Annotated in this window: 20 protein-coding genes; 3 read left to right on the forward strand and 17 right to left on the reverse strand. The window is 38.7% G+C overall.

From position 1 onward, the window contains the following. Nucleotides 1–33 precede the first annotated feature (33 nt). The 7 genes from olsF to FJR45_RS04680 all read right to left on the reverse strand — a co-directional run bounded on the left by olsF (nt 34) and on the right by FJR45_RS04680 (nt 9,778). Entirely contained in the window at nt 34–1,782 is a 1,749-nt protein-coding gene (gene olsF, locus FJR45_RS04650; RefSeq protein WP_193151560.1) for a bifunctional ornithine lipid synthase OlsF, read from the reverse strand. Nucleotide 1,783: 1 nt separating this feature from the next. Further along, nucleotides 1,784–4,090 carry an efflux RND transporter permease subunit gene (locus tag FJR45_RS04655; RefSeq protein ID WP_193151561.1) on the reverse strand — a complete coding sequence of 769 codons (2,307 nt, stop codon included), beginning with the start codon at nt 4,088–4,090 and terminating at the stop codon, nt 1,784–1,786. 10 nt (nt 4,091–4,100) lie between these two features. Continuing rightward, complete coding sequence (locus FJR45_RS04660) at nt 4,101–5,771, reverse strand: hypothetical protein (RefSeq protein ID WP_193151562.1); 1,671 nt, start codon at nt 5,769–5,771, stop codon at nt 4,101–4,103. 2 nt (nt 5,772–5,773) lie between these two features. After that, nucleotides 5,774–6,514, reverse strand: coding sequence for an outer membrane lipoprotein-sorting protein (locus FJR45_RS04665; protein WP_226966511.1), 741 nt, complete (start codon nt 6,512–6,514; stop codon nt 5,774–5,776). A 132-nt stretch (nt 6,515–6,646) separates the two neighbouring features. Continuing rightward, nucleotides 6,647–7,897, reverse strand: a complete 1,251-nt coding sequence (locus FJR45_RS04670) for a M16 family metallopeptidase (protein ID WP_226966477.1) — start codon at nt 7,895–7,897, stop codon at nt 6,647–6,649. Between the two features lie 41 nt (nt 7,898–7,938). Beyond that, entirely contained in the window at nt 7,939–8,997 is a 1,059-nt protein-coding gene (locus FJR45_RS04675; RefSeq protein WP_193151565.1) for a quinone-dependent dihydroorotate dehydrogenase, read from the reverse strand. 28 nt (nt 8,998–9,025) lie between these two features. Continuing rightward, nucleotides 9,026–9,778 carry a putative bifunctional diguanylate cyclase/phosphodiesterase gene (locus FJR45_RS04680; protein WP_193151566.1) on the reverse strand — a complete coding sequence of 251 codons (753 nt, stop codon included), beginning with the start codon at nt 9,776–9,778 and terminating at the stop codon, nt 9,026–9,028. Nucleotides 9,779–9,914: 136 nt separating this feature from the next. Between FJR45_RS04680 and FJR45_RS04685 the strand changes: the two genes are divergently transcribed. Beyond that, on the forward strand, nt 9,915–10,217 hold the full coding sequence (locus FJR45_RS04685; protein ID WP_193151010.1) for a helix-turn-helix domain-containing protein: 303 nt from the start codon (nt 9,915–9,917) through the stop codon (nt 10,215–10,217). Between the two features lie 19 nt (nt 10,218–10,236). After that, nucleotides 10,237–10,956 (forward strand): IS630 family transposase, encoded by a 720-nt coding sequence (locus FJR45_RS04690; RefSeq protein ID WP_264299336.1) that lies wholly within the window; start codon nt 10,237–10,239, stop codon nt 10,954–10,956. A 24-nt stretch (nt 10,957–10,980) separates the two neighbouring features. Here FJR45_RS04690 and FJR45_RS04695 read toward each other — a convergent pair whose 3' ends face one another. Next, the gene (locus FJR45_RS04695) at nt 10,981–12,141 is read right to left on the reverse strand and encodes a GGDEF domain-containing protein (protein WP_193151567.1); all 1,161 of its coding nucleotides are present in this window, start codon (nt 12,139–12,141) and stop codon (nt 10,981–10,983) included. Continuing rightward, nucleotides 12,138–13,034, reverse strand: coding sequence for an ABC transporter substrate-binding protein (locus FJR45_RS04700; protein WP_193151568.1), 897 nt, complete (start codon nt 13,032–13,034; stop codon nt 12,138–12,140). Before FJR45_RS04700 ends, FJR45_RS04695 begins: the two co-directional genes overlap by 4 nt. 112 nt (nt 13,035–13,146) lie before the next feature. Between FJR45_RS04700 and FJR45_RS04705 the strand changes: the two genes are divergently transcribed. After that, a complete protein-coding gene (locus FJR45_RS04705) occupies nt 13,147–13,707 on the forward strand; it encodes a DJ-1 family glyoxalase III (RefSeq protein WP_193151569.1) in 561 nt (186 codons plus the stop codon). A gap of 4 nt (nt 13,708–13,711) precedes the next feature. Here the strand turns inward: FJR45_RS04705 and FJR45_RS04710 are convergent, their stop codons facing one another. The 8 genes from FJR45_RS04710 to murJ form a co-directional block, all read right to left on the reverse strand. Then, nucleotides 13,712–13,879 (reverse strand): hypothetical protein, encoded by a 168-nt coding sequence (locus tag FJR45_RS04710; protein WP_193151570.1) that lies wholly within the window; start codon nt 13,877–13,879, stop codon nt 13,712–13,714. Between the two features lie 8 nt (nt 13,880–13,887). After that, complete coding sequence (cydB, locus tag FJR45_RS04715) at nt 13,888–15,009, reverse strand: cytochrome d ubiquinol oxidase subunit II (RefSeq protein WP_193151571.1); 1,122 nt, start codon at nt 15,007–15,009, stop codon at nt 13,888–13,890. Continuing rightward, on the reverse strand, nt 15,010–16,539 hold the full coding sequence (locus tag FJR45_RS04720) for a cytochrome ubiquinol oxidase subunit I (RefSeq protein ID WP_193151572.1): 1,530 nt from the start codon (nt 16,537–16,539) through the stop codon (nt 15,010–15,012). Nucleotide 16,540: 1 nt separating this feature from the next. Next, a complete protein-coding gene (locus tag FJR45_RS04725; protein ID WP_193151573.1) occupies nt 16,541–16,768 on the reverse strand; it encodes a DUF4492 domain-containing protein in 228 nt (75 codons plus the stop codon). 81 nt (nt 16,769–16,849) lie between these two features. Further along, nucleotides 16,850–19,099: a sensor domain-containing protein gene (locus FJR45_RS04730; protein ID WP_193151574.1), complete on the reverse strand. Its 2,250-nt coding sequence runs from the start codon at nt 19,097–19,099 to the stop codon at nt 16,850–16,852. A 6-nt stretch (nt 19,100–19,105) separates the two neighbouring features. Then, nucleotides 19,106–20,020: a class I SAM-dependent methyltransferase gene (locus tag FJR45_RS04735; RefSeq protein WP_193151575.1), complete on the reverse strand. Its 915-nt coding sequence runs from the start codon at nt 20,018–20,020 to the stop codon at nt 19,106–19,108. Next, a complete protein-coding gene (gene cysS, locus FJR45_RS04740; RefSeq protein WP_193151576.1) occupies nt 20,021–21,421 on the reverse strand; it encodes a cysteine--tRNA ligase in 1,401 nt (466 codons plus the stop codon). Further along, nucleotides 21,408–22,814: a murein biosynthesis integral membrane protein MurJ gene (gene murJ, locus FJR45_RS04745; protein ID WP_193151577.1), complete on the reverse strand. Its 1,407-nt coding sequence runs from the start codon at nt 22,812–22,814 to the stop codon at nt 21,408–21,410. The genes cysS and murJ overlap by 14 nt, the downstream gene beginning before the upstream one ends. Nucleotides 22,815–22,851 lie beyond the last annotated feature (37 nt).

Raw genomic sequence — 22,851 nt, forward strand, 5'->3', positions numbered from 1 at the left:
TTAAAAATAATGGCTAATTATAGCTAAAAAGTATTAAATTTTTTCAGATTCGAAGTTTTTAATGTAGCGTTTTCTTTTGGCCTCTTTCATTTTTGAGTTGTCTGCGATGATAAACCCTTCGACCACACCATGCAGTCCTTCATTGACACTGAAATCGAAAAAACGGACGGCCCCCTCATCATACAGTTCTGCATACTGTTTAAACAGAGTCGGCACAGTCGTTCCCAGCTCTTTGAGATATTTTTTTAAAACGACAAATCCCTCTTTGTATGATCTGTATTTAAAGAGCATGTCAAACTCCTGTTTTTGCTCATAAGACATAAAGTAGGGTGTTTTTGCACTCATCATATCGGTATTGCAGGCAAAATGCAGAGAGTAAAAGTAGACAAGTGCCGCAACAGCCTGTTTGGGTGTGTCTGCATTAATAGTTACCGTTCCGTAGGTATAGATAATATGCGGATTTTTTGCCAGATAGGCACCGACACCCTGCCAAAGATTGTCAAGAGCCCGTGATCCCCAGTATTTGGGCTGAACAAAACTGCGGCCTAGTTCTACGGAGTTGTGACAGTAGTCTTGAAAATGTTCACTGAAATTACACAGATTATAGGTATACAGACCCTCCATACCACGGTTTTTGATGATTTGCGCGACTTCTCCTATGCGGTATGCGCCGACAATTTCGAGATCTTCTTCATCCCAGAGTATGAGATGTTTGTAGTAGTTGTCATACAAATCATTGTCTTTTGCACTGCCTGTGCCTCCGCCGATTGCACGAAAAGATATTTCTCGTACACGCCCGAGTTCCTGCATAAGAAAAGGGGCTTCGTCTGCCTGTGCCAGGATGATTTTTTTGCCATCAAGCGTATGTCCCAAAACTTCTGCTTTGTTGACTTCGGCACGCAGAAGCATCTTATTGTGTGCCGCTGTAATGGTAGTCTCTGTTTGCAATACACACTCTTTTTTTGTTCCCAGGGTATAAAGATGCCGGTAAAAAAGTTTGAGATATTCATCAATACTAATCTTTTCATCAGAAAAAGAACTCAAAGGAATGACTCTGCCTATGTTGAAGGCGAGCGGTTTTTTTTCTCCTGCTGTGACAAACTCATGCGGGAGCATTAAAAGACCGCTGAGCTTTTTAGGCAGCAGGAAAGATACAAAATAAAACAAAAGACTGTTGCGCCCTTCAATCCTGACAGGCAAAATCGGTGTTTTGTTCCTTTTTGCAATTTTTAAAAAGCTTGCTTTCCACGGGGTGTCTTTAATCCCTTTGAGCGAAAATCTGTTGACAATACCTGCCGGAAAGATAATGACGGCCTCTTCGTTGGACAAAGCTTCATTGATGGCTTTGATGCTTGTTTTTGTAATAGCTCCCGTGATGTTGTCTACGGGAATGATAATGTCACTTGCCTGTGTTACCCCCATAAGCATACCGTTTACCATCAGTCTTACTTTTTTGTTTTCTCGTACACTCGCGATGAGTTGCACCAGGGCAAAGGCATCGGAGGCACCGGTTATATGATTTGCGACAACCAGTACTCTGCCCGTTGAGGGAATATTTTTAAGTTCCTTTGGTTTGATGGTGTAGTCTATGTCCAACAGTTCAAGCATACTGTCGACGAACTCCAGTCCATGCAGATAATGGTTTTTTTCGTAAATTTCATTGTATTTTTCTTCATGGAATATTTTTTTGAGTCTTTTTATAAAAAAATTGTTGACAGGTGCGGGAAGGTATTTGAGTGCTTTTTTAAAATTTGTTTTGTAGGCTTTTTCTATATCCAACATATTATATTTTCTCCTTTTTTATGAGTATACTTTTTGTTTTACCGTCAATTTTTTTCAAAAGTGCCGGCAACAAGAGTAGATCTACCAGCAGGGCGATGAGCAAAGCAATGGCCGTAATGAGTCCGAAATTTGCATTGAGCATAAACTGAGAAAGACGGAAGACTATGAATGCACTGCTTAAAACGACAGTGGTCAGAACCATTGCCAGGCCTGCATACTGCATGACATAGGCAAGGGCATTTTCAAAATCAAAGCTTTTTTTTCTTGCTTCTTTGTATTTGACTAAAAAGTGAATGGTATCATCTATGGCAATGCCCAAAATGATGGCACCGGAGATGGCAACACCCAGGTCTATGTTAATACCCAGCCAGCCCATCACCCCTATAACCAAGACGATAGGCAGGATATTTGGAATCAAAAAAAGCGGAATCATTTTTATATTTTTAAAAATAAAAAACATAAGCAAAGAGGTGACGGCAATGGCAAGCAGTATGGATTGGATGAGCGTATCGGTAACATCTGCCTGCATATGTGCAAACATCTGGGTCTGTCCGTTGACCTGTGCCGAGTAGGGTGTTTTTTTCCACCACTGCTCAATCCATTCTATCATTTGCAAATCTTTTGAGGTGTCAACGACATTCATGGCAACAGTGAGTCTCAGCAGCCGTTCATTGACATCCATTTTGTCATTTATTTCCATACCCTGCGGCAGTGAAAGCGAATAGAGAAGAAGATACTGGGCGATAAGATTGCTGTTATCCGGTATGCTTTTGTCGGCATCCATCACTTCATTGAACTTTTTGACAACGTCGACAAGGGAGGAGGTATGTCTGGCATCTGGAAATTTTTCTTTGAGTGCCTGTGAGAATCTGTCAACTGTTTGCATAAATTTTGCATTTTTAATCCCGTCTGTGATTTTTGAATCTATGACAACTTCATAACTCATCGGACCGGTAAGATTTTTTTGGATCATGTTGACAGTTTGGCGAAAGGGAACATCTTCTCTGAAGTAGTGGACGGCATTTGAATCGACTTTAAGATTTGTCAGTCCCAAGGCGATGAAAAGAAAAAGCAGCAAGGTGCCTGTGATGATTTGATTGTCATATTTGATGATGAATTTTGCATACTTTTTGGCAAAACTGCCAAGGGTGTTTTGTGTCGTCGTCTTAGGTGTAACTCTGACTTTCATATTGATAATTGCCAGGGCTGCAGGCACAAAAAGTACAGTGATGACAAATGCCAGAACAGCAGCATTTGCCGTTGCGAGTCCTAAGGTTTTGATGGGAACAATGTCTGAAATACCCAAAGAGGCAAAACCCACAGCGGTTGTTATGGAGGTTAAAAAGGTAGGCAGAAGGTTTTTTTCCAAAGTATCGTGGATTGCCGCATAGTTGTCGAGTCCGGCTTTTCTTCCAAGCAGATAGATCCAAAAAAGATGCATCGCATCGGCAATACCGATGGCAATGATAAAAACGGGCATATTTGCCGTAAAGTTGTTGAGTTTGTAACCAAGGAGTGTTTGCAGTGAGAGAACAATTGTAAAAGTAAAAACAACAACGCCAACAGTCAACAGGACACCGGAAATTTTGCGAAATATAACCCATAAAAGCAGCATTGCTATAAGCAGTACAAGCGGTGTAAAGGTTTTGACATCATACTGACCGAGTGAGCTGAAAGTGGTGTTGACAACCGGCCCGCCTGCGAGATAAAATTTGTAACCGCTCTTTTTTTCCTCCTGAATATATCTGTTTATATCCTGCATAATATGTTTGGAAGCCCCAATGGTATTGCCGGCTTTTGGTGTCAGACGCCCGACTATCATAGTAGTTTTGGCATCTTTTGAAATAATGCGGTTGACTATCAAATCCTCGCCCGAAGCAATCTCTCTTTTCTTCTGCAAATCCTTTACATGTAAAGCGTCTATATCTTCTATGAAATCATCTATGAGAATGTCATCCTCATCCTGGGGATTCTTATGTATATATTGGTAATTTGTCAGAGAATCGACTCTGGCTATATATTTTGTCTGCCAGAGTTTTTGCGTCAGCCGTTCTATTACATGTAAGGCTTTCTTGTTAAAAATACCGTTTTCATCGCGAAAAACTATGATGATGGAATCATCATTGCCAAAAGTGTTTTTAAAAGCATCATACTGTTTGAGTGTCTGTGACTCTTTGCCAAACCAGATTCTGTAAGAGCCGTCAAACTGTGCATATTTAAGCTGATAGGCAAGTACAAGTGTCAAAAGGGGAATCAGTGTGACAATAAACCAGCGAAATTTGAGTATTAAATCGACAAATTTTTTCATTTTTTCTCTTTTAAAAGTAATAACCGAGTTTTAGACTGATGCGTTCATGGGCACCCATCAGTTTAAAAGCGGTGTTGTAGTTTTTTGACGGTGAAATATATCTATAGTCAAAATTCAGCTTGAAAGTATCCATAACACGGGTCTGATACTCCATATAGTAAACCTGTTCATTATAATCAAGGTCAAATATGCCACCACCGACGATACTTGCATCATTGCCTTGGTTGAGGCTGTAACGAAGGCCTAAAAAAAGGTCGTTTTGAAAGAGTTCAAACAGTGCAAGATCATCTTTTTTTCCGCTTTGCAGTGTAATATAACGGTAGTATTCCACAAGTAATCCCAGATCAGCCTCTTTGTAAACCTGTGAGATTGTATGTTCCGCACCAATCCCTAGATGTATATAATCAGAAACAAGTGTATCATCAAGAATGTCGGCAAAGGTGGCTTCGAGTTTGTAGAGGGTTGCCCCTATTACAAGGGTATCATAGGTCATAAATTTGTTGACCAAATAGGCATTTTCTTCTGTTGTAACAGTATTGTCAGGCTGGAGTGTTTGTATATAGTAGCGTTGGGAGTCATACCCGTTTTCAAAGATAAAAGCATAATCAAGTGCATATTCTGTGTCTGTGGTATCTGAATATTTCAGGTAAATACTCGGTCTGTATCTGCTTGCTTTTGTTTTGAGTTCTTCTTTATATACCAAAGGCAGTGTAACATTTGGCGCTACCTTGAGTGTAGCGGGAAAATAGTAATAGACATAAGGGTAGGCAGGCATTTTCCTGTTTTGCTCATACAGTTTTATAATGGCAGCAAACTCTCCACTCTCTGTATAATGCGTGTACGCGGCATTGATGACACCGAGTTTGTCTGTGTAAAAAGGGTCAGACCGCAGTTCGTCAGGGTTAAAAACATTGACAAGGTTGCGTACTTCAAGTGCACCCCAGAACAAAATGTTTTTTCCAATAAGTACAGAATCATTTTCAAAATCATAACTGCCGTAAAGCTCATCCAGGCGGATAAAACTTCTGTTGGTATGTTTTTCTGTGTTTAGCAAATCATAATAATCCTGTTGTACTCTGGCTTTTGCAAACCCTGTAAAGTTTTCTTTGATGTATTTTGCTTCAAAATTGGCTGATATCAGTGCATTTTGTTTCTCTTTGCCTGCAGGGGCTTTCATATAGGACTGCAGTGTCAGGTTGATATTGCCCTGATAGCTGATGTCATCGAAGAAACTTGCTGTTTCTTTTTGTGTTACTTCTTTGCTTACATGTAAAGGCTCGTGCAGCACTGGAATAACTTTGGGAATATTTTTCTTTTGCGGTTTTTTTGAAACTTTTTTAACTTTTTTAACTTTTTTAACTTTTTTAACTTTTTTAACTTTTTTAACTTTTTTTTGAAATCTGTATTTATATGTATTTACAATAATAGGCTTTGGATATTTTTTCGCTAATTTTTTGAGCGCTTTTCTTGCCTTATTGTACTTTTCATAGCAGCCGCAACGGATACTGTTTATGTTGCTGAAAGAGATAAGTCTGCATGATTTTGGGTAATTGTGTGCTGCAAAATCATAGGTCGAATTTTTTTTGAATTTAAAACTTGTCAGCTGTACGGAGTAACAGGTGTCATTTGATTTGGCACAGGAAATACTGATGCTTAAAAGCAGTATAAACAAAAACTTCATAATTACTTTTTGAGAACGCGTTTATGGAAGTTTCTCTCTTTGAGTCCGATTTTTATCTTTTCGTCTTCCCAGACTAAAATGGTCTTTTTGCCGTTTTGATGGTTTTTTACTCTCATCATTCCTACACGCCAGACACCTTTGATTTTTTTGTAGTCATCAAAATAGGCTGTTTTAAGCAGTTCATGCTTTCTGTCATAATAGTCCACTTTTTTTATCAAAAATGTCTTTGCATTCACCCAGGAGATCTGCTTTGTGTAGCCGGAGTTTTTACTCACAGGCACTCTTTTTCCGACATAATATTTTTTGCCGTTGAGTATTTCTTCTTTGGCTTGGCCTGTAAAAGTGTATTTTTTCGCACTGAAAGAGCTGAGATCCTCATAAGAGAATTCTGATCCCATAAAAGAGCCTGATTTGTTTTTTGAAGCGATTCTCTTCACACGTTTTAATGCCGGTAGATAGAGCCACTGGTCGTCATCTTTGTTGATATGCTCATAATTAAGAAACTTCGTTCCTTTGACATCGGCAGGGGAAAGAAAAGTCATCAGTGACTTGTTCCCGGATGCCTTTTCAAGAATGATCATTTTCATGTGCCGTTCACGTTTTTGATTGTTGGCATTGATAAGCGTCATTTTCATAGTAGAAGAAGAATCCTCAAAGCCGTTCATAACAGCTTCACATCTGTTGGCAACCTCTTGGTTGGAAATGGCAAAAAGGGCGGATGAAATAAGGAGAAAGAAGAGCATTTTTAACACGAATAAGAACCTTGCATAATATTATTTTTACTAATAGTAGCATAGAAACTTATTTTTTGTGATATTTTTTTGATAAAGTTACAAAAGAATTACTTTTATGTAACTTTATGTTATAAGTATTTGTTATTTCTTTAAAATAAGGGTGGTCGATTTGTCAAAATTAAAATACTTTTGGGCAACTTTTTGTACTTTCTTTGCTGTGACTTTATTGACCTCTTCTTCATAATGTAAAAGCGGTTCAATGTCTCCCCGTACAAGGTAGCTGCCAAAAAGATTGGCCACAGAGGTTGAACTCTCAAGTGAATAGATAAAATCTGATTTTGTGTTGATTTTGACTTTTTCAAGCTCCGCTTTGGTTACTTTTGTCTCTTTCATCAGATTTATCTGTTTGATAAGTTCTTCTTCTACCGTTTCGGCTTTGACACCCGGGTTACATGTAGCCATAAATATGAAAAGTCCCGGATCGGTGTTTTCCATGTTGTAGGCATACACAGAGTTGACAAGACGTTTTTTGTCTACCAACTCTTTGTAAAGCCGTGAGCTTTTTCCGGAGTAAAGAATCTCAGAAATTACGCTGAGTGTGACCTGGTCAGGATCTTTAAAATCAGGAATATGAAAGGTGATGGCCAGCATTTCAACTTCACTCTCTTTATGCACAATCACTCTTTTAGCCCCATCCTGTTCCGGTTCTACAAATTTTACTTTTGGAATTTTCCCGTGATTTTTTATCTTGCCAAAAGCAGCTTTTGCACTTTTAAAGACCTCTTTTGGCTCAACATCGCCTGTTACCATTAAAATGGCATTTTGCGGTTGGTAGTAGGTTTTGTGAAAATCCCGTATATCTTTAATCGTCCATGTTCTGATGTCATTCATAAACCCGATAGGTGTCCAGTGGTACGGGTGGTAGATGTAGGCATTGTTAAAGAGTCTGAAATAGAGATACCCCAAAGGATTGTTGTCTGTTCTCCAGCGGCGCTCTTCTGTAACAACATCACGCTCAGGCTGAAACTCATCATCTTTGAGGTTGAGATTTTGCATCAGTTCGGCATATAACTCTATAGATTTGTTTAAATTGTCTGTGCTTGATTTGATATAGTAGTGTGTATAGTCAAAGCTTGTAGAAGCATTATTCACCCCGCCGATACTTTTGACCTCTTTGTCAAACTCGCCGGCTTTGAGATTTTTGCTTGATTTGAAATTCATATGTTCGAGCATATGGGCTATGCCTGTTTTTCCCATGACTTCATTACGGCTGCCGACTTTGTAAAAAATATCTGTGCTGATGACATTTGAGTGGTTTTTTAAAGGGATGACCACAATCTGCAGTCCATTTTTAAGTGTTTTTGTTTCGTATTTTGGGAGTGATGTTGCCATAAGTGTTCCTAAGATTAGTATTATTGTTACAAATATTTTCATTATTTTCTGTCAGCTCCGACGGCTTGTGTGATGTTTTCATAGCCGTCTGCTTTGAGCAGTTGTATCAGTTCTTTGTTGATGTTCATGATCATATCGGGACCGTGAAAAATCAAGCCGCTTAAAATCTGCACCAAAGAGGCGCCTGCACGTATGCGTTTGTATGCTTCTTCTGCCGAGTCAATACCGCCGACGGAGATGAGCACTGTTTTGCCATACAACTCTTTTGCGATGGCGTCAAAGATTTTAAAACTTTTCTCTTTGAGTACGGCACCGCTGAGTCCGCCTATATTTTTTGGATGTTTTACTAGTGAGTAGTCTATCGTTGTATTGGTGGCTATGATACCGTCAGCTCCGGACTCTACTGCCATTTTTGTCAAACTGACCGCATCTTCTGTTTCCATATCCGGTGCGATTTTGAGCAGTATCGGCATCTTGGTCAGTTTTTTTGCCTGGGCAAAAAGGTTTGTAATGAAAGCTTCATTTTGCAAATCTCTCAGCCCGGGTGTATTTGGAGAAGAGATGTTTATGACAAAGTAATCACCCATTCCGTCAAAAGCCTTGATGAGATGGGTATAGTCATTTATCGCCTCTTTTTCAGGCGTCACTTTGTTTTTTCCTATGTTGATGCCTATAGGTGTCGTAAACGGAGTACGCTGTTTGAGCCGTTTGACAACTTTGTAAGCACCGTCATTGTTAAAGCCCATAGCATTTTGAATGCTTTGCTCCTGTATATGACGAAACATTCTTGGTTTCGGGTTGCCTGCCTGCGGCTTTGGCGTCACTGTACCGATTTCGGTAAAACCGAATCCCAAAATCTGCATACCGCGTATCATTGTTGCATTTTTGTCAAATCCTGCACCGAGACCTACAGGGTTGTAAAAAGTACGCCCGAAGATTTCCTGTCTGAGACTGGTGTCATTGACAAAGTGTGATTCCAAAAAAGGGTTAAAAGGAATTTGGCAGAGATTCGGCAGACGCAAAACACACTCTGCTATATGATGGGCGGTTTCGGGTTCAAATTTAAAAAGATAGGGTTTGAGAGATTCATAACTTAACATAACTGTCCACTTGTTTAAAATTGGATTATTATACACAATGTAAGCTAAATAACTCCTCAAACTCTTTTGGCGGTACCGGTTTGGAACACAAATACCCCTGATACTCTTTACAGTGAATCTCTTCTAAAAGTTTAAGCTGCTCTTTTGTCTCAACACCCTCTGCAACGACATTGAGATGCAGGTCATCGGCAATACCCACTATCATATTGATAAAAGTCAAATCATCTTTAGTATAAATATTGTCTATAAATGATTTGTCTATTTTGAGTGTGTCAAAAGGGATCTCTTTGAGATAGGACAAAGAGGAGTATCCTGTTCCAAAATCATCCAAAGAGAGAGAAATCCCCAGTTCTTTAATGCCTTTAATGACTTTTAAGCGTTCTTTGAAGTGTTTGATGAGGACAGATTCTGTCAGCTCAATGTCGAGTTTGTTTCTCTCTATGCTGTGTGTATAGTTTTTGATTTTTTGCAGAAGTTCGGGGTCCTGAAACTGTATCGCTGAGAGATTGATAGAGACTTTTATATCTTTCAGGGGAGTCTGTTCCCATTTTTTTATCTGTGAAACGGCTTCTTGCATAATCCATTCACCAAGAGGAATAATCATTTTGTTCTCTTCAGCAATACCGATGAACCTGTAAGGAGGAATAATTCCCTCAATCGGGTCTGTCAGCCTAATAAGCGCTTCGCATCCGACTATTTTTTTTGTTTTTATATCTACTTTTGGTTGGTAATAGAGTTTGAAACGGTTTTGCTTCAAAGCATCTTTTATCAGCTGCTGCATTGCAATTTTTTCCTGAACCGCCTTGTTGATGGCATTTGTAAAAAATTGGAAATTGTTTTTTCCGAGCTCTTTTGATTTGTAAGTACCTAATCAAAAATAAAACCAAAAAAAGAACAGAAATTGCTTATGCCTAAATATGAGACATAGTAGCTATATAAAATTAGACGAAAAAGAAGAGTTAGAGCTTTATAAATTCATAGAGGAATCCAATAAAGCCAGAGAGAAGAAAAGAGCGATGGGAGTACTTCTAAATTCACAAAAGATAAGTGTTTTAGAAATATCAAAAAAGTTGAGTTCATGTACGGATGCAGTTTATAATTGGTTAATTCGGTATAAGAGAGGAGGAGTAGCCAGCCTTAAGGATATACCACAACAAGGGCGACCGAAAATACTAAAAGTTGAAGATGAAGATAAGATAAAAGAAGTTTTTAAAAAATAAACTCAGTATAAGTGCTGCAATCACAAAATTGGGAAAAAAGATTACTAAGGTTTTTTCTAAATCAACGCTCAGAAGATACCTTAAAGAGATGGGGTTCAGCTATAAGCGATTACGATTTGTTCCTGCAAAGAAACCAGATAATACGCTTTATGAAGAGAAAAAGAGGCACTTGCAAAAGTATGATTTACTCGCACAACAAGGCAAAATCAATCATTATTACTTTGATGAAAGTGGTTTTTCTGTTAACTCAAATATCCCTTATTCCTGGTCACCTGTAAATGCAACAATGGTGATTAAATCTTTCCACGCAAAAAGGTTTAATGTTCTTGGTTTTATCTCCAAACAAGAAGATCTAAAAGCATACATCAAGGAGTCCTCTGTAACAAGTGATACTGTTATTGAAGTCTTTGATGACTTCTCTCTTCAACTTACGAAGCCTACTGTGGTAACATTGGATAATGCATCCTTTCACAAAAGTAAAAAATTCAGAGAGAATATCCCAAAATGGGCAAATAGAGGTCTTACTTTAATCTATCTACCTCCTTACTCTCCAGAACTCAATATTATTGAAATTCTTTGGAAATTTATCAAATATCACTGGATGGAAATGTCTGCTTATCAAAGCTATACTGCAATGAAAGAATATGTTGAGCGAATGCTTAATGAATATGGAGATAAGAGAGTCATAGATTTTACACTGTATGAGAAGAAATTTTACCCTTTGGTTATGGTTGATTAATTGGTTTTATTTTTGGATAGGTACTTACATTGCAATGTCTGCATTTTTTAGCAGTGTCTGGACGTCCCTGCCGTCTTTGGGATAGATGGCAATTCCCATACTGGCAGTAATCTGATACTCTTCATGCTCAATCTGAAAAGGTGTTGCAAGTGTTTCTTTGAGTCTTTGGGCAATTTCTATAATTGTATTTTCATTTGTAAAATCAGGCAGAATTACTACAAACTCATCGCCTCCCAGACGTGCGACAATATCATTTTCTCGGGTTGTTTTTAAAAGAACCTGTGCAATGTGCAAAAGAATTTTATCGCCAAAGGCATGCCCTTTTGAATCATTTATATTTTTAAAATTATCCAGGTCCAAAAATATAATGGCAAATTCACTTTTGTCTCTTTTGCTTTTTGCAATCAGCCAGTTGATTTTTTCTATAAGACTCAGCCTGTTATACAGACCGCTTAAAGGGTCTTTTGTCGACAAATTATAGAGTTCTTCCTGCTCCTGCTGCAGCCTTTTAAATGTCATATTGAGTGAGTAGCGGATACTCTCAATCTCTTTGACAAAAAAGTTTTTTGGAGGATTTCGACTGTAGTAGGCATACTGGCGCAGTTTCTCAAGAGGTGTGATGATGTAGATTTTTGACAATATCCATAAAAACAGTATAAAGACAAAAGTGCTGACAAGAAAGGCAACAAGGATTTTTCTTATCTGTTGTGCAATGAGTCCGTGCGTATAGGCTTCATCAATATATACATTTGCATAATAATATTTTGGCTGGAGTCCATGAAAAGTTTTAATGGAAAAAGAGTAGCACTCCTGTGTAAAAATATTTGTATTTATAATTTTGGAAATCGGGAGACACTTTTGTGCTGAGTGATTGTGATCTTCATATCTGATATTTGCATGGTAAATAATATTTTGGCTGTTATCAAGAATATGTATATCTTTGACAGTGGGATTAATGATAATAATATTGTCAATATGTGAGGCAATAAAGTTGATGTCTTTTTGTTTTAAATTTTTTTCCATAAAGTGCTTGAGATTTAACACATCGGTCTGTATGCTTGTCTGAAGCAGTTTGCTTATCGTCTCTTTGGAATTTTCAAAAAAACTGTAAAAAATATACCCTTCGAGTGCAAATGCAACAAATATAATCAAAAGGATAAAACTCTTTATGGAAATGGAGTTCATAAAATAATATCATCCTTTTTGTATCCATACTGTTGTATGTATTCCAAAAGCTCCTGTGAGGGCTTGTTTATCCATTTGATAAGACTCAGGGAGTGACGATACTCTTTATAGCTTACATGTGAAAAGTATTTGGAGATAATTTTATAGGATGCTTTTGGATTTGCTTCTATGGTTGTTATAGCTTTGTCTATCACTTTTTTAAGCTGTATAAGCCGCTGCTTTTCATTTTTGACAAGAGTATCTCTTGCACACAGTGCATCTATGACAATAATACTGTTAATATCTTTTGTGGAGGCAACCTCTCTGAAATTTTTGTTTTTCAAAGCAATCTCATAAGGGGTGTAGGTGGCAATGAGTATGGCTTTTTCAGGGTCATTTTTGACATCCTGGATTTGCCGCTGATCTTTGTTTATAAAGTTTATCTTCTCTTTACTGATGGCATTTTTTTTGAGAAAATCAAGTAAAATTTCCTGATTGATGGAATCAACTTCAAGATAGGCATCTATTCTTGTACTTTTTTTGAGTGCCTCAAGTGTTCTGTTTGACAAAATCATATCGCCGCCGTTTGAACGGTCTATCAAAATAACTGCTTTGATATCATGGGTGGTTTGTTTTAAAACATTAAATTCATGTTGTGTAGTCGTGACCATATCCGCCTTGCCGATGCTGTACAGATCAGCTGCTTCTGCAAGAGAGACACTGGTAACTATTTTTATGTTCAAGGGATCCAGTTTGCCTGTTTCATAGGCATAAAACAAAGGGGCATAGCCTATCCACTGATTTGTAGAGATGACAATCTGCTTTTGTGGTTTTGAAGAGCAGGCACTCAAAAGAAGCAGTAGTAGTATAAGCAGCGCTTTTGTCAAAATATCTCCAATATTTAATATTAACACATTATAACTTTTATTATTGAACATTTTAATCTCTTTGACCTTTGATTGTACTTAATTTTTTTGTTACTGAAGTCGTGTTAGAATAATAAAAAGTTCTTACGAGGAGTAGTTTATGAGTAAAGTTTTAGTCCCGTTGGCAAGCGGATTTGAAGAGATAGAAGCGGTGAGCATCATAGATGTTTTAAGACGTGCAGAGGTGGAAGTTCTGGTTGCATCTTTAAGTGATGAGATGCTTGTAAAAGGAGCGAACAATATCGTCATTCAAGCAGACTTACATGTAAAGGAGGTCAATGCCGATATGATTGATATGATTGTTCTGCCAGGTGGCTGGGACGGTACCTATGCTCTGGCTGATGATGAAAATGTACAGAGAATCCTGCGTGAAATGGATGCCAAAGGAAAAAATATCGGAGCTATCTGTGCAGCACCGTTTGCCCTGAACAAAGCGGGTGTGCTAAAAGAAAAATATACCTGTTACCCGTCTGTAGAAGAACAGATAAAAAAAGAGGGATATATGGGAGACAAAGCAATGGTCGTTGAAGATCAAAATGTAATGACCTCACGCGGACCGGGTACGGCGTTGTGCTTTGGTCTGAAAATCGTGAAAAAACTCAAAGGAGAAGAGTCTTACAACGCACTCAAAGCAGGGCTTTTGGCAACCTACTGCGAGTAGCCTCTCAAGCTGCCTGGTTTTTGGCAGCCTGAGTTTTTGCATGAATTTCTTCAAGTTCTTCGAGTCTTTCCATCTTTTTGTAGTGATGCAGGTTGAGGCTGACAAATTTATATGAGAGATAAATAATAACCGGCCAGCTGAGATACCAAATTGATTCTGCTAAATATTCCATAATTCCTCCTAGTAGTGATGCGGGTCAGATTTGACTTCATCTATTGTGATTTGTGATTTGTCCATTGAACGCCATACAAATATGATGTAAAGCAGGACAATAGGAACAAGGACAGAGACAATGCTCATCACTTCAAGTGTGTAGTGACTTCCCGAACTGTTTTGTATGGTGAGTGAGCTTTGTATATCTGCAAGTGACGGGTAAAAAACCGAATAATCCAGTCCCAAAATCAAAAACAATACAAGCACGGTAAGTATAACGCCCAATCCGCTGAACCAGATGGCTTTTTGTGCATTTTTTGTGACAGCTATAAATACTCCATAGAGCAAAGATAATACACCTGTGAGTAATAATCCGATTAAAAGCGGCATATCTATAAAACTGTGTAAAAACTTCATACTCTCAACACTGACAACAAAAGTGTTGGCATCATATCGTAAACCGTCCATAAACAAAATTGTAGCCAAAACATACAGAAAAAGAATCAAAAACATTCCAAAGTTTACAATGACAACTTTTTTTACTCTTGCTGTAACAGTTGGGACATCGACATTGTTTAAAAAATACAGTGCACCCTGAAATCGTGCAAGAAAAACAAGCATAAGTCCAAAGGCAATGTTAAAAGGGTTTAAAAGTGCTTCAAGCCCATAGCTTTGCATTGTCCAGTGTGAGAGGTTGTTTTCATTGACAATGAAATTACCGCCGCTAAAGAGTGTCGCCACTGCGACACCGATTAAAAATATTCCGAGAGAGCCATTAATATAAAGGAGTGTTTCATAAAAGCGTTCCCCGTAAAAATTATCTGGCTTTTTTCTGTATTCATACGCGACAGCCTGGATAATAAAACAAAAAAGTATACCCATCCAGACATAATAGGCTCCGCCGAAACTTACCGCGTAAAAAAGCGGCATTGCAGCAAAAAGGGCACCGCCGAACATGACAAGCATTGTAAAGGTAAGCTCCCATTTTCGACCGAGTGAGTTGACTAAAACATCTCTTTCATCTTCTGTTCTTGCCAGAGTATACAGCAGCGTCTGCCCGCCTTGCACAAAGGTCATAAAGACGAAAAGTGCTCCTAATAGACTGATTAAAAACCACCAGTATTGTTGTAAAGTGAATAAATCAAACATTTAATGTCCCTCCGGCCCGATTTTTATCTGTTTTAACATGATTTTTACTTCGGCTATTAAGAGCGCTGTAAAAAGCACCGCAAAGAGCCAAAAAGTAATCATAACGCTTGTTGAAGCAATATTGGAAGCTGCCATGCCTACAGGAAGCAAATCCTGAATAGCCCAGGGCTGACGACCCGCTTCGGCAACTATCCATCCGGCTTCCTGTGCGACATACCCCATCGGAATGGTTGCTACTGCAAGGTAGAGCAGCCATTTTTTGTTGTGCATTTCGTTGGTCATGGAATAATAAAGCGTCACCATAAAAAGAAGCAAAAACCATGTGCCAAGTCCTACCATTGTATGAAAACTGTAAAAGCTGAGTGCTACATCAGGCACGGCATCTTCAGGTTTGTTCAGGTAACCGTAGCCCATATAGGCCTGATTTGCTTCAAAAGTCTTGAGTGCTTTTTCAGCCTCAGCCTGATTGCCTTCTTTTTTGAACTTTTTATAGGCACCTAAAGCGGCTACGGCAATTTTTCCTTTTTGCATTTTTTCAGGGACGGACATAATGCCGTATTTTTCGCTTCCCTGCATCAGATTGTCTATACCCGGTACAAAAGCATTCAGGTCATGGTATCCCAGAAAAGAGAGCGCACCGGGAATTTCAAAACTGAAAAGAAAAGGGTTTAGATCATCACCTATCTCTTTTGCGGTATCAAGTACGCCAAAGGCGACAATTCCTGCACGTTTTTCACCGTCATACAAACCTTCCATAGCGGCAAGTTTCATAGGCTGATTCAGTGCTACCTGATGCGCTGATTCATCTCCTGTTGTTAAGAGAAACAAAGAAGTTATGAGCCCAAAACTTGAAGCCACGATAATACTGCGTCGTGCAAACTGTGTATCTCTTTTTTTAAGCAGATACCAGGCGCTGATTCCTATAACAAAGAGTGAGGCAAGGACATAACCGCTGCTTATGGTATGTAGAAACTTGCTGACCGCATTCGGGTTGAAAAAGACTTCCCAAAAGTTCAGCATTTCATTTCTTGCTGTATCGGGATTGAATTTCATGCCCACAGGATGCTGCATCCAGCCGTTTGCAACTAAAATCCAAAGAGCCGAGAGGTTTGAACCGATGGCAACAAGCCATGTTGAGAGTAGGTGCATTCTTTTGCTGACCTTGTCCCAGCCAAAAAACATAACGGCAAAAAAGGTGGATTCCATAAAAAACGCCATCAGCCCTTCAATAGCAAGCGGTGCTCCAAAAATATCGCCGACAATCCAGGAGTAGTTTGACCAGTTGGTTCCAAACTCAAACTCCATAATGATTCCTGTTGCCAGTCCTATGGCAAAGTTAATGGCCAAGAGTCCCATCCAGTATTTTGTAGTTTGTTTCCATTTCTTATCACCGGTTTTGACATAGATTGTCTCCATAATGGCGATAATAAATGTCAAGCCCAGGGTAAGCGGTACAAAAAGCCAGTGATAGAGTGCAGTAAGAGCAAATTGCGCCCGTGACCAGTCAACAAGCACGTCAGTGTGTTCCATATTATTTTTCCTTTGTGAGTTGTTGTAAAATATATTGACTTCTTTGTGCATCAGTTTCGAAGTTTTCTTGCAATATATTTGGGAAGAACAGCCATTTGACAATGGCAAACATAACAAATAGTTTTACAGCTATGAGAATCCAAAGTGTTTTACCCACTCTCATATTTACAAAACCATCATAGTACAGGTAGAAAACGGATCGAAAAAAGTTTGTGATATGTGTTTTCATGGAAGAATATTATTCCAATCACTATTAACAATTAATAAATATATATTATTAATTTTATCAGCTTACATAATAATAAGTCATTTAGAGGAGTTTTTTAAATTCTTTCAGAGGCACAGGTTTGGATATCAGATAGCCTTGATAATAGTCACATCCGTTTTCCTCTATAAAGTGAGCGTGCTCGACTGTTTCCACCCCTTCGGCTATGACTGAAAAATCAAACTGTTTTGCAACATCAATAATAATTTTTACAAGCTTTTTGTCATTTTCATTCTCAAGCATATCCCGCACAAAACTTTGGTCTATTTTGAGATAATCAAACGGCAGATTTTTCAGATAGGAGAGCGAAGAGTAGCCTGTGCCAAAATCATCCATGGAAAATGCAAAGCCGTGTGCTTTGATATGCAACATTTTGTCTATTGTGTCATTTAGATTATTAAGCATGATAGATTCTGTAAGCTCAAGCTTTATAGAGTGCGGGTCAACATTGTATTTTTTTGCATTTGTAAGCAAAAGTTCTTCAAAATTATCTTGAGAAAATTGTTTCAAGCTGATATTTACAGCAATGTTTTCAAGCGTATCTTCGAGTTCTTTATACAGTGCAAAGGCGCTCTCTATCACCCAACTGCCTATGTTGATGATAAGGCTGGACTGTTCTGCATACTCTATAAAAGCATCTGGAAACAGAAGCCCTTTTGTCGGGTGATTCCATCGTATCAATGCTTCGGCAGAGACTATTTTATTTGTTTTGGTCTCTACAATAGGTTGCAGGTAGAGTTCAAACTGTTTTTCCTGTATGGCAATTTTGAGTTCATTGTGTAAAAGCAGTTGCTCCTGTATCTGTCTGCTCATGGTACTGTCATAAAAAGAGGTTTTGTTTTTTCCTCCTTTTTTTGATTCATACATGGCGATATCTGCATGTTTGAGTATGGTGGTAGTATCAAGTTCTTCGGGCGTGAGTATTTTTATGCCTATACTGAGTGATATATAGAGTGTTTCATTTCCTTTGTGTATCGGTTTTTTGAGGGTTGTATGAATTTTTTCCGATAAGTACAGAGCTGTTTCATGTATCTTTGCAAGATCTGCATCGGTTTGCGAAAGAAGAATGACAAACTCATCACCGCCCAATCTGGCAAAAATATCTTCTGCTCTGAGAACCTTTTTGGTTCTTTGTGCAAATATCTGCAATACAGAATCACCGACATCATGCCCGATAGAATCATTAATATTTTTAAAGTCATCCAGATCAATGAAAAGCAGGGCACCATACTCTTTTGAACGGTGCAGTTTTTTCATAAACTGCTCTAAATAGTTGCGAAAAGAGGCTCTGTTGGTTAAACCGGTCAGAGAATCATAAAAAGCCTGATACTCCAGTTTTTTTTGATTCTGTATCTCTGTTGTGATGTTTTCGAGCATACCCAGTCCGGCAATGATATTGCCTTGGGTATCGTACATGGGAATTGCATGAAGGCGTATCCATAAATCCAAATCAGTGAGTGTTGTATGGTAAGTGCCCTCATAGGCTGCCTTTTCATTTTTGAATACTTTTTGCAGGGGTTCTATGATAGACTTGTCTTTGAGTGTTTTCATGTCAAGGTTGAAAACTTTTTCCTGAGGAACCTGTATAATTTTTGTAAATGCTTTGTTAACCTGGGTCAGTACAAGGTCTTTGTTGTAGGTAAAAATACCGATAGGAAGTTCTTTGAAAATTGATTCAAAATTGTTTTTTGAAACTTCGAGTGCTTTTTTTGTCGCCAAAATTTTATATTTGCTTATTAATGTAGTGATAATGTTTTTATTATATTTTGCCGAAAAAAGCGAGAGCATAATCAAAAACAAAATGATAAGATAACTCAGTGCATTAAAAGCATTCGATTTATGTGTCAAAAGAGTGTAAATAAGTGGAAGCAGCAGGACAAACAGATAACTGATACTCAGTTTTTTAAAATAAGAGAGTGTAATGACAGCACCGGCTGAAGTTCCGGAAATAATGATAATAATAAATGTCTGATGCACATGGTCAGCAACTGTAAATAAAAACAAAAAACCTGCACTGGTGAACAGAGCCGAAAAAAGGGTGGAAAAACTAAAAATTGTTTGTGCTTTTTGAAGGCTTGTTTTATTATGCAAAAACTGTTTTACACAGTAGCTTCTGATGATGAGAACAGCATAAAGAGAGAGCAACCAAAAAGCAAGCGGAACTCTCAGTGCTGTCTCTTGCCAAAAAAGAGCGGCAACTACGGTAACTATGAAGAGCAATGAAAGAGAAGAGGCATAAGAGTCCAATGCCATCAGTCGCATCAGTTCATATTTGATTTGGTTCTCTTTTTTCATAATTGATTATACAGCAACTCTTGTAAAAACAAGATTTTTCAAACTTTTTTCTTCATCATTGCTTGCAAATTCAGGAAGGTTTTTGAGCCGTTTTTCAAATCTAAAACCCGGTGCGAATTTTTCTATCATATCTATAATAAAACTGCTTTGAAGTTCCGGAGAGTTCAGAGAGGCCAAAAGTATGCAGTTTTGGCTTGCAAGCTGAGGGAGTTTTTTGATGAGTTTTTCATAATCTTTTGTTGCCTCGAAACTGCCTCTTTGAAAGCTTGGCGGGTCGATGATAATCATATCGTAAGGACCTTTTCTTTTGAGTGAAGAGAATGATTTGAGTATGTTATATGAGAGAAAGCTCACACCTTTTGGGTCAAGATTGTTTAAAGCATGATTTGCCATGCCTGTTTTGAGGGCACTTTTGCTCATATCGACATTAACAACACTTTTGGCTCCGCCGAGCTTTGCCGCAACGCTAAAAGCACAGGTATAAGAAAAAAGGTTTAATATATGTTTGTCTTTGGCATTTTCTCTGACAAAGGCACGCCCGTTCTTCATATCGGGAAAATAACCGCTGTTTTTGTTGGAGAGGAGGTTGAGTTTGAGTTTCATACCGTTTTCTGTTACATGTAAATCCTGTGGGATTTCTCCTGTAATCACTTCACTCGGTGCATCTTTGAGGTATCGTCTTTGTACTACAAGTGTTGTGTATCGCGTGTTACATGTAAAGGCTTTGAGCATCTCCAAAAGTTCTGTTTCATTCTTTTTTTCAAAATATAAGGCAACACTTAAAACAGTGTCAATGGAGTCTACTGTAAGATACTTCCACTCCTCATAAAGTCCGCCACGACCGTGAAAAAGGCGTTTAAACTCTTCATTACATGTAAGTGCGTTTTTTTCAAGATGCTGTTGGAGTTCTGTAAGTGTCATTTATACTTTTTCCCAAAAAGTTCCCTGCGGGGTATCCATAAGATTGACACCAAGGCTGAGGATTTCATCCCGGATTTTGTCTGAGAGTGCGAAATTTTTTTCTTTTTTTGCGCTGTCTCTTTGTTCTATGAGGGTATTTATTTTCTCTTTTGTAGTCTCATCTATGCCAAACTGAAAATACTCAAAAGGATTTTGTATGCCAAACCCCAAAAGTTTTTCTATGTATGCCAGGTTTGCCAGAGTTTCACGCTTGAGGAGTTTGTGTTTGCCTGCAGTATCGAGTGTTTCGTTGGCTTTACTTATCATCTCATCTATGAGAGCGAGTGCCGTGGAGACATTCATATCATCATTGAGAGATTTTAAAAGCTCTTTTTTAAAGGGTGTTTCATCATTACATGCAGGCAAACCAAAAAGACGCTTTTTAAGTCTGTAGAGTTTGTCAAGGCGTTTTTTTGCACTCTCTAAATCCTGTGTGTTAAAGTTAAAATTACTTCGGTAATGCGTGCTTAAAAGATAGAACCGTAAAACCTCTCCGTCATACTCTTTGAGGGCATCTTTGAGAAAAAAGCTGTTGCCTAGTGATTTACTCATTTTTTCGCCATCAATGTTGACAAAACCGTTGTGCATCCAGTAGTTGGCAAGTTCGTGTTTTGTAGCACATCGTGTCTGTGCCGCTTCGTTTTCATGGTGGGGAAAAAGCAGGTCGGCTCCGCCTCCGTGGATATCTATGGCAAAAGGCGTATCTTTGTATGCCAGATGTTTTTCTATCATGGCAGAACACTCCAGATGCCAGCCGGGACGACCTGCACCAAAAGGAGAAGAAAAGGTAACACTGTTGTCTTTGACACTTTTCCACAGGGCAAAATCGGCATGATTTTTTTTGTAGCTTGAACTCGCGACTCGCTCCTGCTTGTCTTCTTCGTTTTGGCTGTGGTGTGAAAGTGTCAGATACTCACTGTCGCTCGCCGTATCAAAATAGACATCGCCATCAGGTGTAGTGTAGGCATGCCCTTTGTCTATGAGCTTTTGTATCAAATCAACCATCGCTTCAAGGTTTTGTGTTGCTTTTGGTTCCAGGGTCGGTCTTTTTACACCGAGTGCTTCCATCTCTTTGTGGTAGGCTTCGGTGTAAAAGTCTGTAATCTCCTGTATATCTTTTTTCTGCTCTATCGCTTTTTTGATGATTTTGTCATCTATATCGGTAATGTTGCGTGCATAGGTGACTTCATATCCGTTTGCTTCCAAAACACGCGTCAGCAAGTCAAACACAAGGGCTGATTTTGCATGTCCGAGGTGGGCATCATCATAAACAGTAGGACCACAGACATAAAGGGTGACTTTGCCCTCTTTAAGCGGAATGAATTTTCGTTTTGTTTTTTGTACAGAATCAAATATATGCACGGAGAACTTCCTTTAAATAGAATAGTAATGCGATAAGGACAACAGAACTTACAGCCAGATAGATGAGATTTTTTGAACGAAGTATAGCAAAAAAGTTTTTTATCCCAAACACTTTGAGGGTAAAAAAGAGACTGACATAGCCGCCGATGGTGCTTGCAAGTGCCAAACCTGCCACGCCAAAAGGACCGATAAAAGCCAGGGCAAAAGTAATGTAGACGACAAGAGAAATCGTCGCTATTTTTGCGGCTTTTGCCTGCATCTCTTTTGCATAGAGCCACAGAACAAAAAGTTTTTGTATGCCAAAAGGTAAAAGTCCGAGCATATACATCTGCAGTACGGTACTTGTGTTGGCGGTATCCTGGGTGTCAAAGGCACCTCGCTCAAACAAAAGCCAGATGATTTCATGCGAGAAAATAATGCCTCCGACAGTGCTGCATGTAAGCAAAAATGCCAAAAACCAAAAAGCTTTTTGCAGGTTTGCAAGCGCTTTTGCTTCATCATTGTTTTTTAGATAGCGTGCAATTCTTGGAAAAAGCGCAACAGATGTGGCAATGGCAAAAAGTGCCAGAGGCAGTTGAAAAACACGGTTGGCATAGTAAAGATAGGAGATGGAACCGGTGACCAAAAAAGAAGCTAAAAAAGTGTCCAAAAAAGCAGAAACCTGTGCGGTAGAGTTTCCCCAGACCGCCGGAAAGAAATTTGTGCGAAATTTTTTCGTATCCTCTTTGATATTTTTAGATTTAGCTCCAAAGTACTTTATACCGCCAAGAAGCAGTTTTGCCAGTCCGAGTTTATATATGGCCAGGAGATGGACGCCGAGCTGTAAAATTCCGCCAAGTACAACCCCGTAACTCAAATAGTAAACAATCTCACTCTGGCTTTTGTCATGTGAGAGGTACAAAGCGGCAATGAGTGAAAGATTGAGCAGGGCTGTTGCAAATGCCGAGGTTGCAAAATGGTGTTTGTACTGCAGCATAGCACTCAAAAATGTGACAAAAAATATAAGAGGCAGATACCAGAAGTTGATGGCAACATAGGGAGCGGCGATGGCAATGGTGTCGGCATCAAAACCTGTGGCAATCGCTTTTGTAAAAAGTTGGGGTATAAGATTGACAAGAAGAGTGAGTATAAGTATGACTGAAGAGAAAACAAGGAGTATATTGATGCTAAACAGAGCCTTGTGTCTGCTGCGTGTAAATGCAGGTATAAAAACCTGACTGAAAGCCCCCTCTGCAAAAATTCTGCGAAAAAGATTGGGGAGCTTAAAGGCGATGAAAAATATATCGCTGTATATGTTTGCACCAAGTGCGGATGCGGTTAAAAGGTCTCTGAAAAATCCCAATACACGGGAGGTGAGAATTCCAAAACTGTTGGTGAAAATTGCTTTAAACATGGGCTTCTTTGTCGATATAATATAAGTTTTACATAAT

This window comes from Sulfurimonas sediminis (assembly GCF_014905115.1).
Taxonomy (GTDB): domain Bacteria; phylum Campylobacterota; class Campylobacteria; order Campylobacterales; family Sulfurimonadaceae; genus Sulfurimonas; species Sulfurimonas sediminis.

Excerpts from the sequence above, each read along its gene's own strand:
- FJR45_RS04665 (WP_226966511.1), bottom strand. The coding sequence starts at position 6,514 with ATGCTCTTCTTTCTCCTTATTTCATCCGCCCTTTTTGCCATTTCCAAC.
- FJR45_RS04685 (WP_193151010.1), top strand. The coding sequence starts at position 9,915 with ATGAGACATAGTAGCTATATAAAATTAGACGAAAAAGAAGAGTTAGAG.
- FJR45_RS04730 (WP_193151574.1), bottom strand. The coding sequence starts at position 19,099 with ATGAAAAAAGAGAACCAAATCAAATATGAACTGATGCGACTGATGGCA.
- FJR45_RS04670 (WP_226966477.1), bottom strand. The coding sequence starts at position 7,897 with ATGGCAACATCACTCCCAAAATACGAAACAAAAACACTTAAAAATGGA.
- FJR45_RS04705 (WP_193151569.1), top strand. The coding sequence starts at position 13,147 with ATGAGTAAAGTTTTAGTCCCGTTGGCAAGCGGATTTGAAGAGATAGAA.
- FJR45_RS04725 (WP_193151573.1), bottom strand. The coding sequence starts at position 16,768 with ATGAAAACACATATCACAAACTTTTTTCGATCCGTTTTCTACCTGTAC.
- FJR45_RS04710 (WP_193151570.1), bottom strand. The coding sequence starts at position 13,879 with ATGGAATATTTAGCAGAATCAATTTGGTATCTCAGCTGGCCGGTTATT.
- cydB (WP_193151571.1), bottom strand. The coding sequence starts at position 15,009 with ATGTTTGATTTATTCACTTTACAACAATACTGGTGGTTTTTAATCAGT.
- olsF (WP_193151560.1), bottom strand. The coding sequence starts at position 1,782 with ATGTTGGATATAGAAAAAGCCTACAAAACAAATTTTAAAAAAGCACTC.
- murJ (WP_193151577.1), bottom strand. The coding sequence starts at position 22,814 with ATGTTTAAAGCAATTTTCACCAACAGTTTTGGAATTCTCACCTCCCGT.
- FJR45_RS04675 (WP_193151565.1), bottom strand. The coding sequence starts at position 8,997 with ATGTTAAGTTATGAATCTCTCAAACCCTATCTTTTTAAATTTGAACCC.
- FJR45_RS04695 (WP_193151567.1), bottom strand. The coding sequence starts at position 12,141 with ATGAACTCCATTTCCATAAAGAGTTTTATCCTTTTGATTATATTTGTT.
- FJR45_RS04660 (WP_193151562.1), bottom strand. The coding sequence starts at position 5,771 with ATGAAGTTTTTGTTTATACTGCTTTTAAGCATCAGTATTTCCTGTGCC.
- FJR45_RS04735 (WP_193151575.1), bottom strand. The coding sequence starts at position 20,020 with ATGACACTTACAGAACTCCAACAGCATCTTGAAAAAAACGCACTTACA.
- FJR45_RS04680 (WP_193151566.1), bottom strand. The coding sequence starts at position 9,778 with ATGCAGCAGCTGATAAAAGATGCTTTGAAGCAAAACCGTTTCAAACTC.
- FJR45_RS04720 (WP_193151572.1), bottom strand. The coding sequence starts at position 16,539 with ATGGAACACACTGACGTGCTTGTTGACTGGTCACGGGCGCAATTTGCT.
- FJR45_RS04655 (WP_193151561.1), bottom strand. The coding sequence starts at position 4,090 with ATGAAAAAATTTGTCGATTTAATACTCAAATTTCGCTGGTTTATTGTC.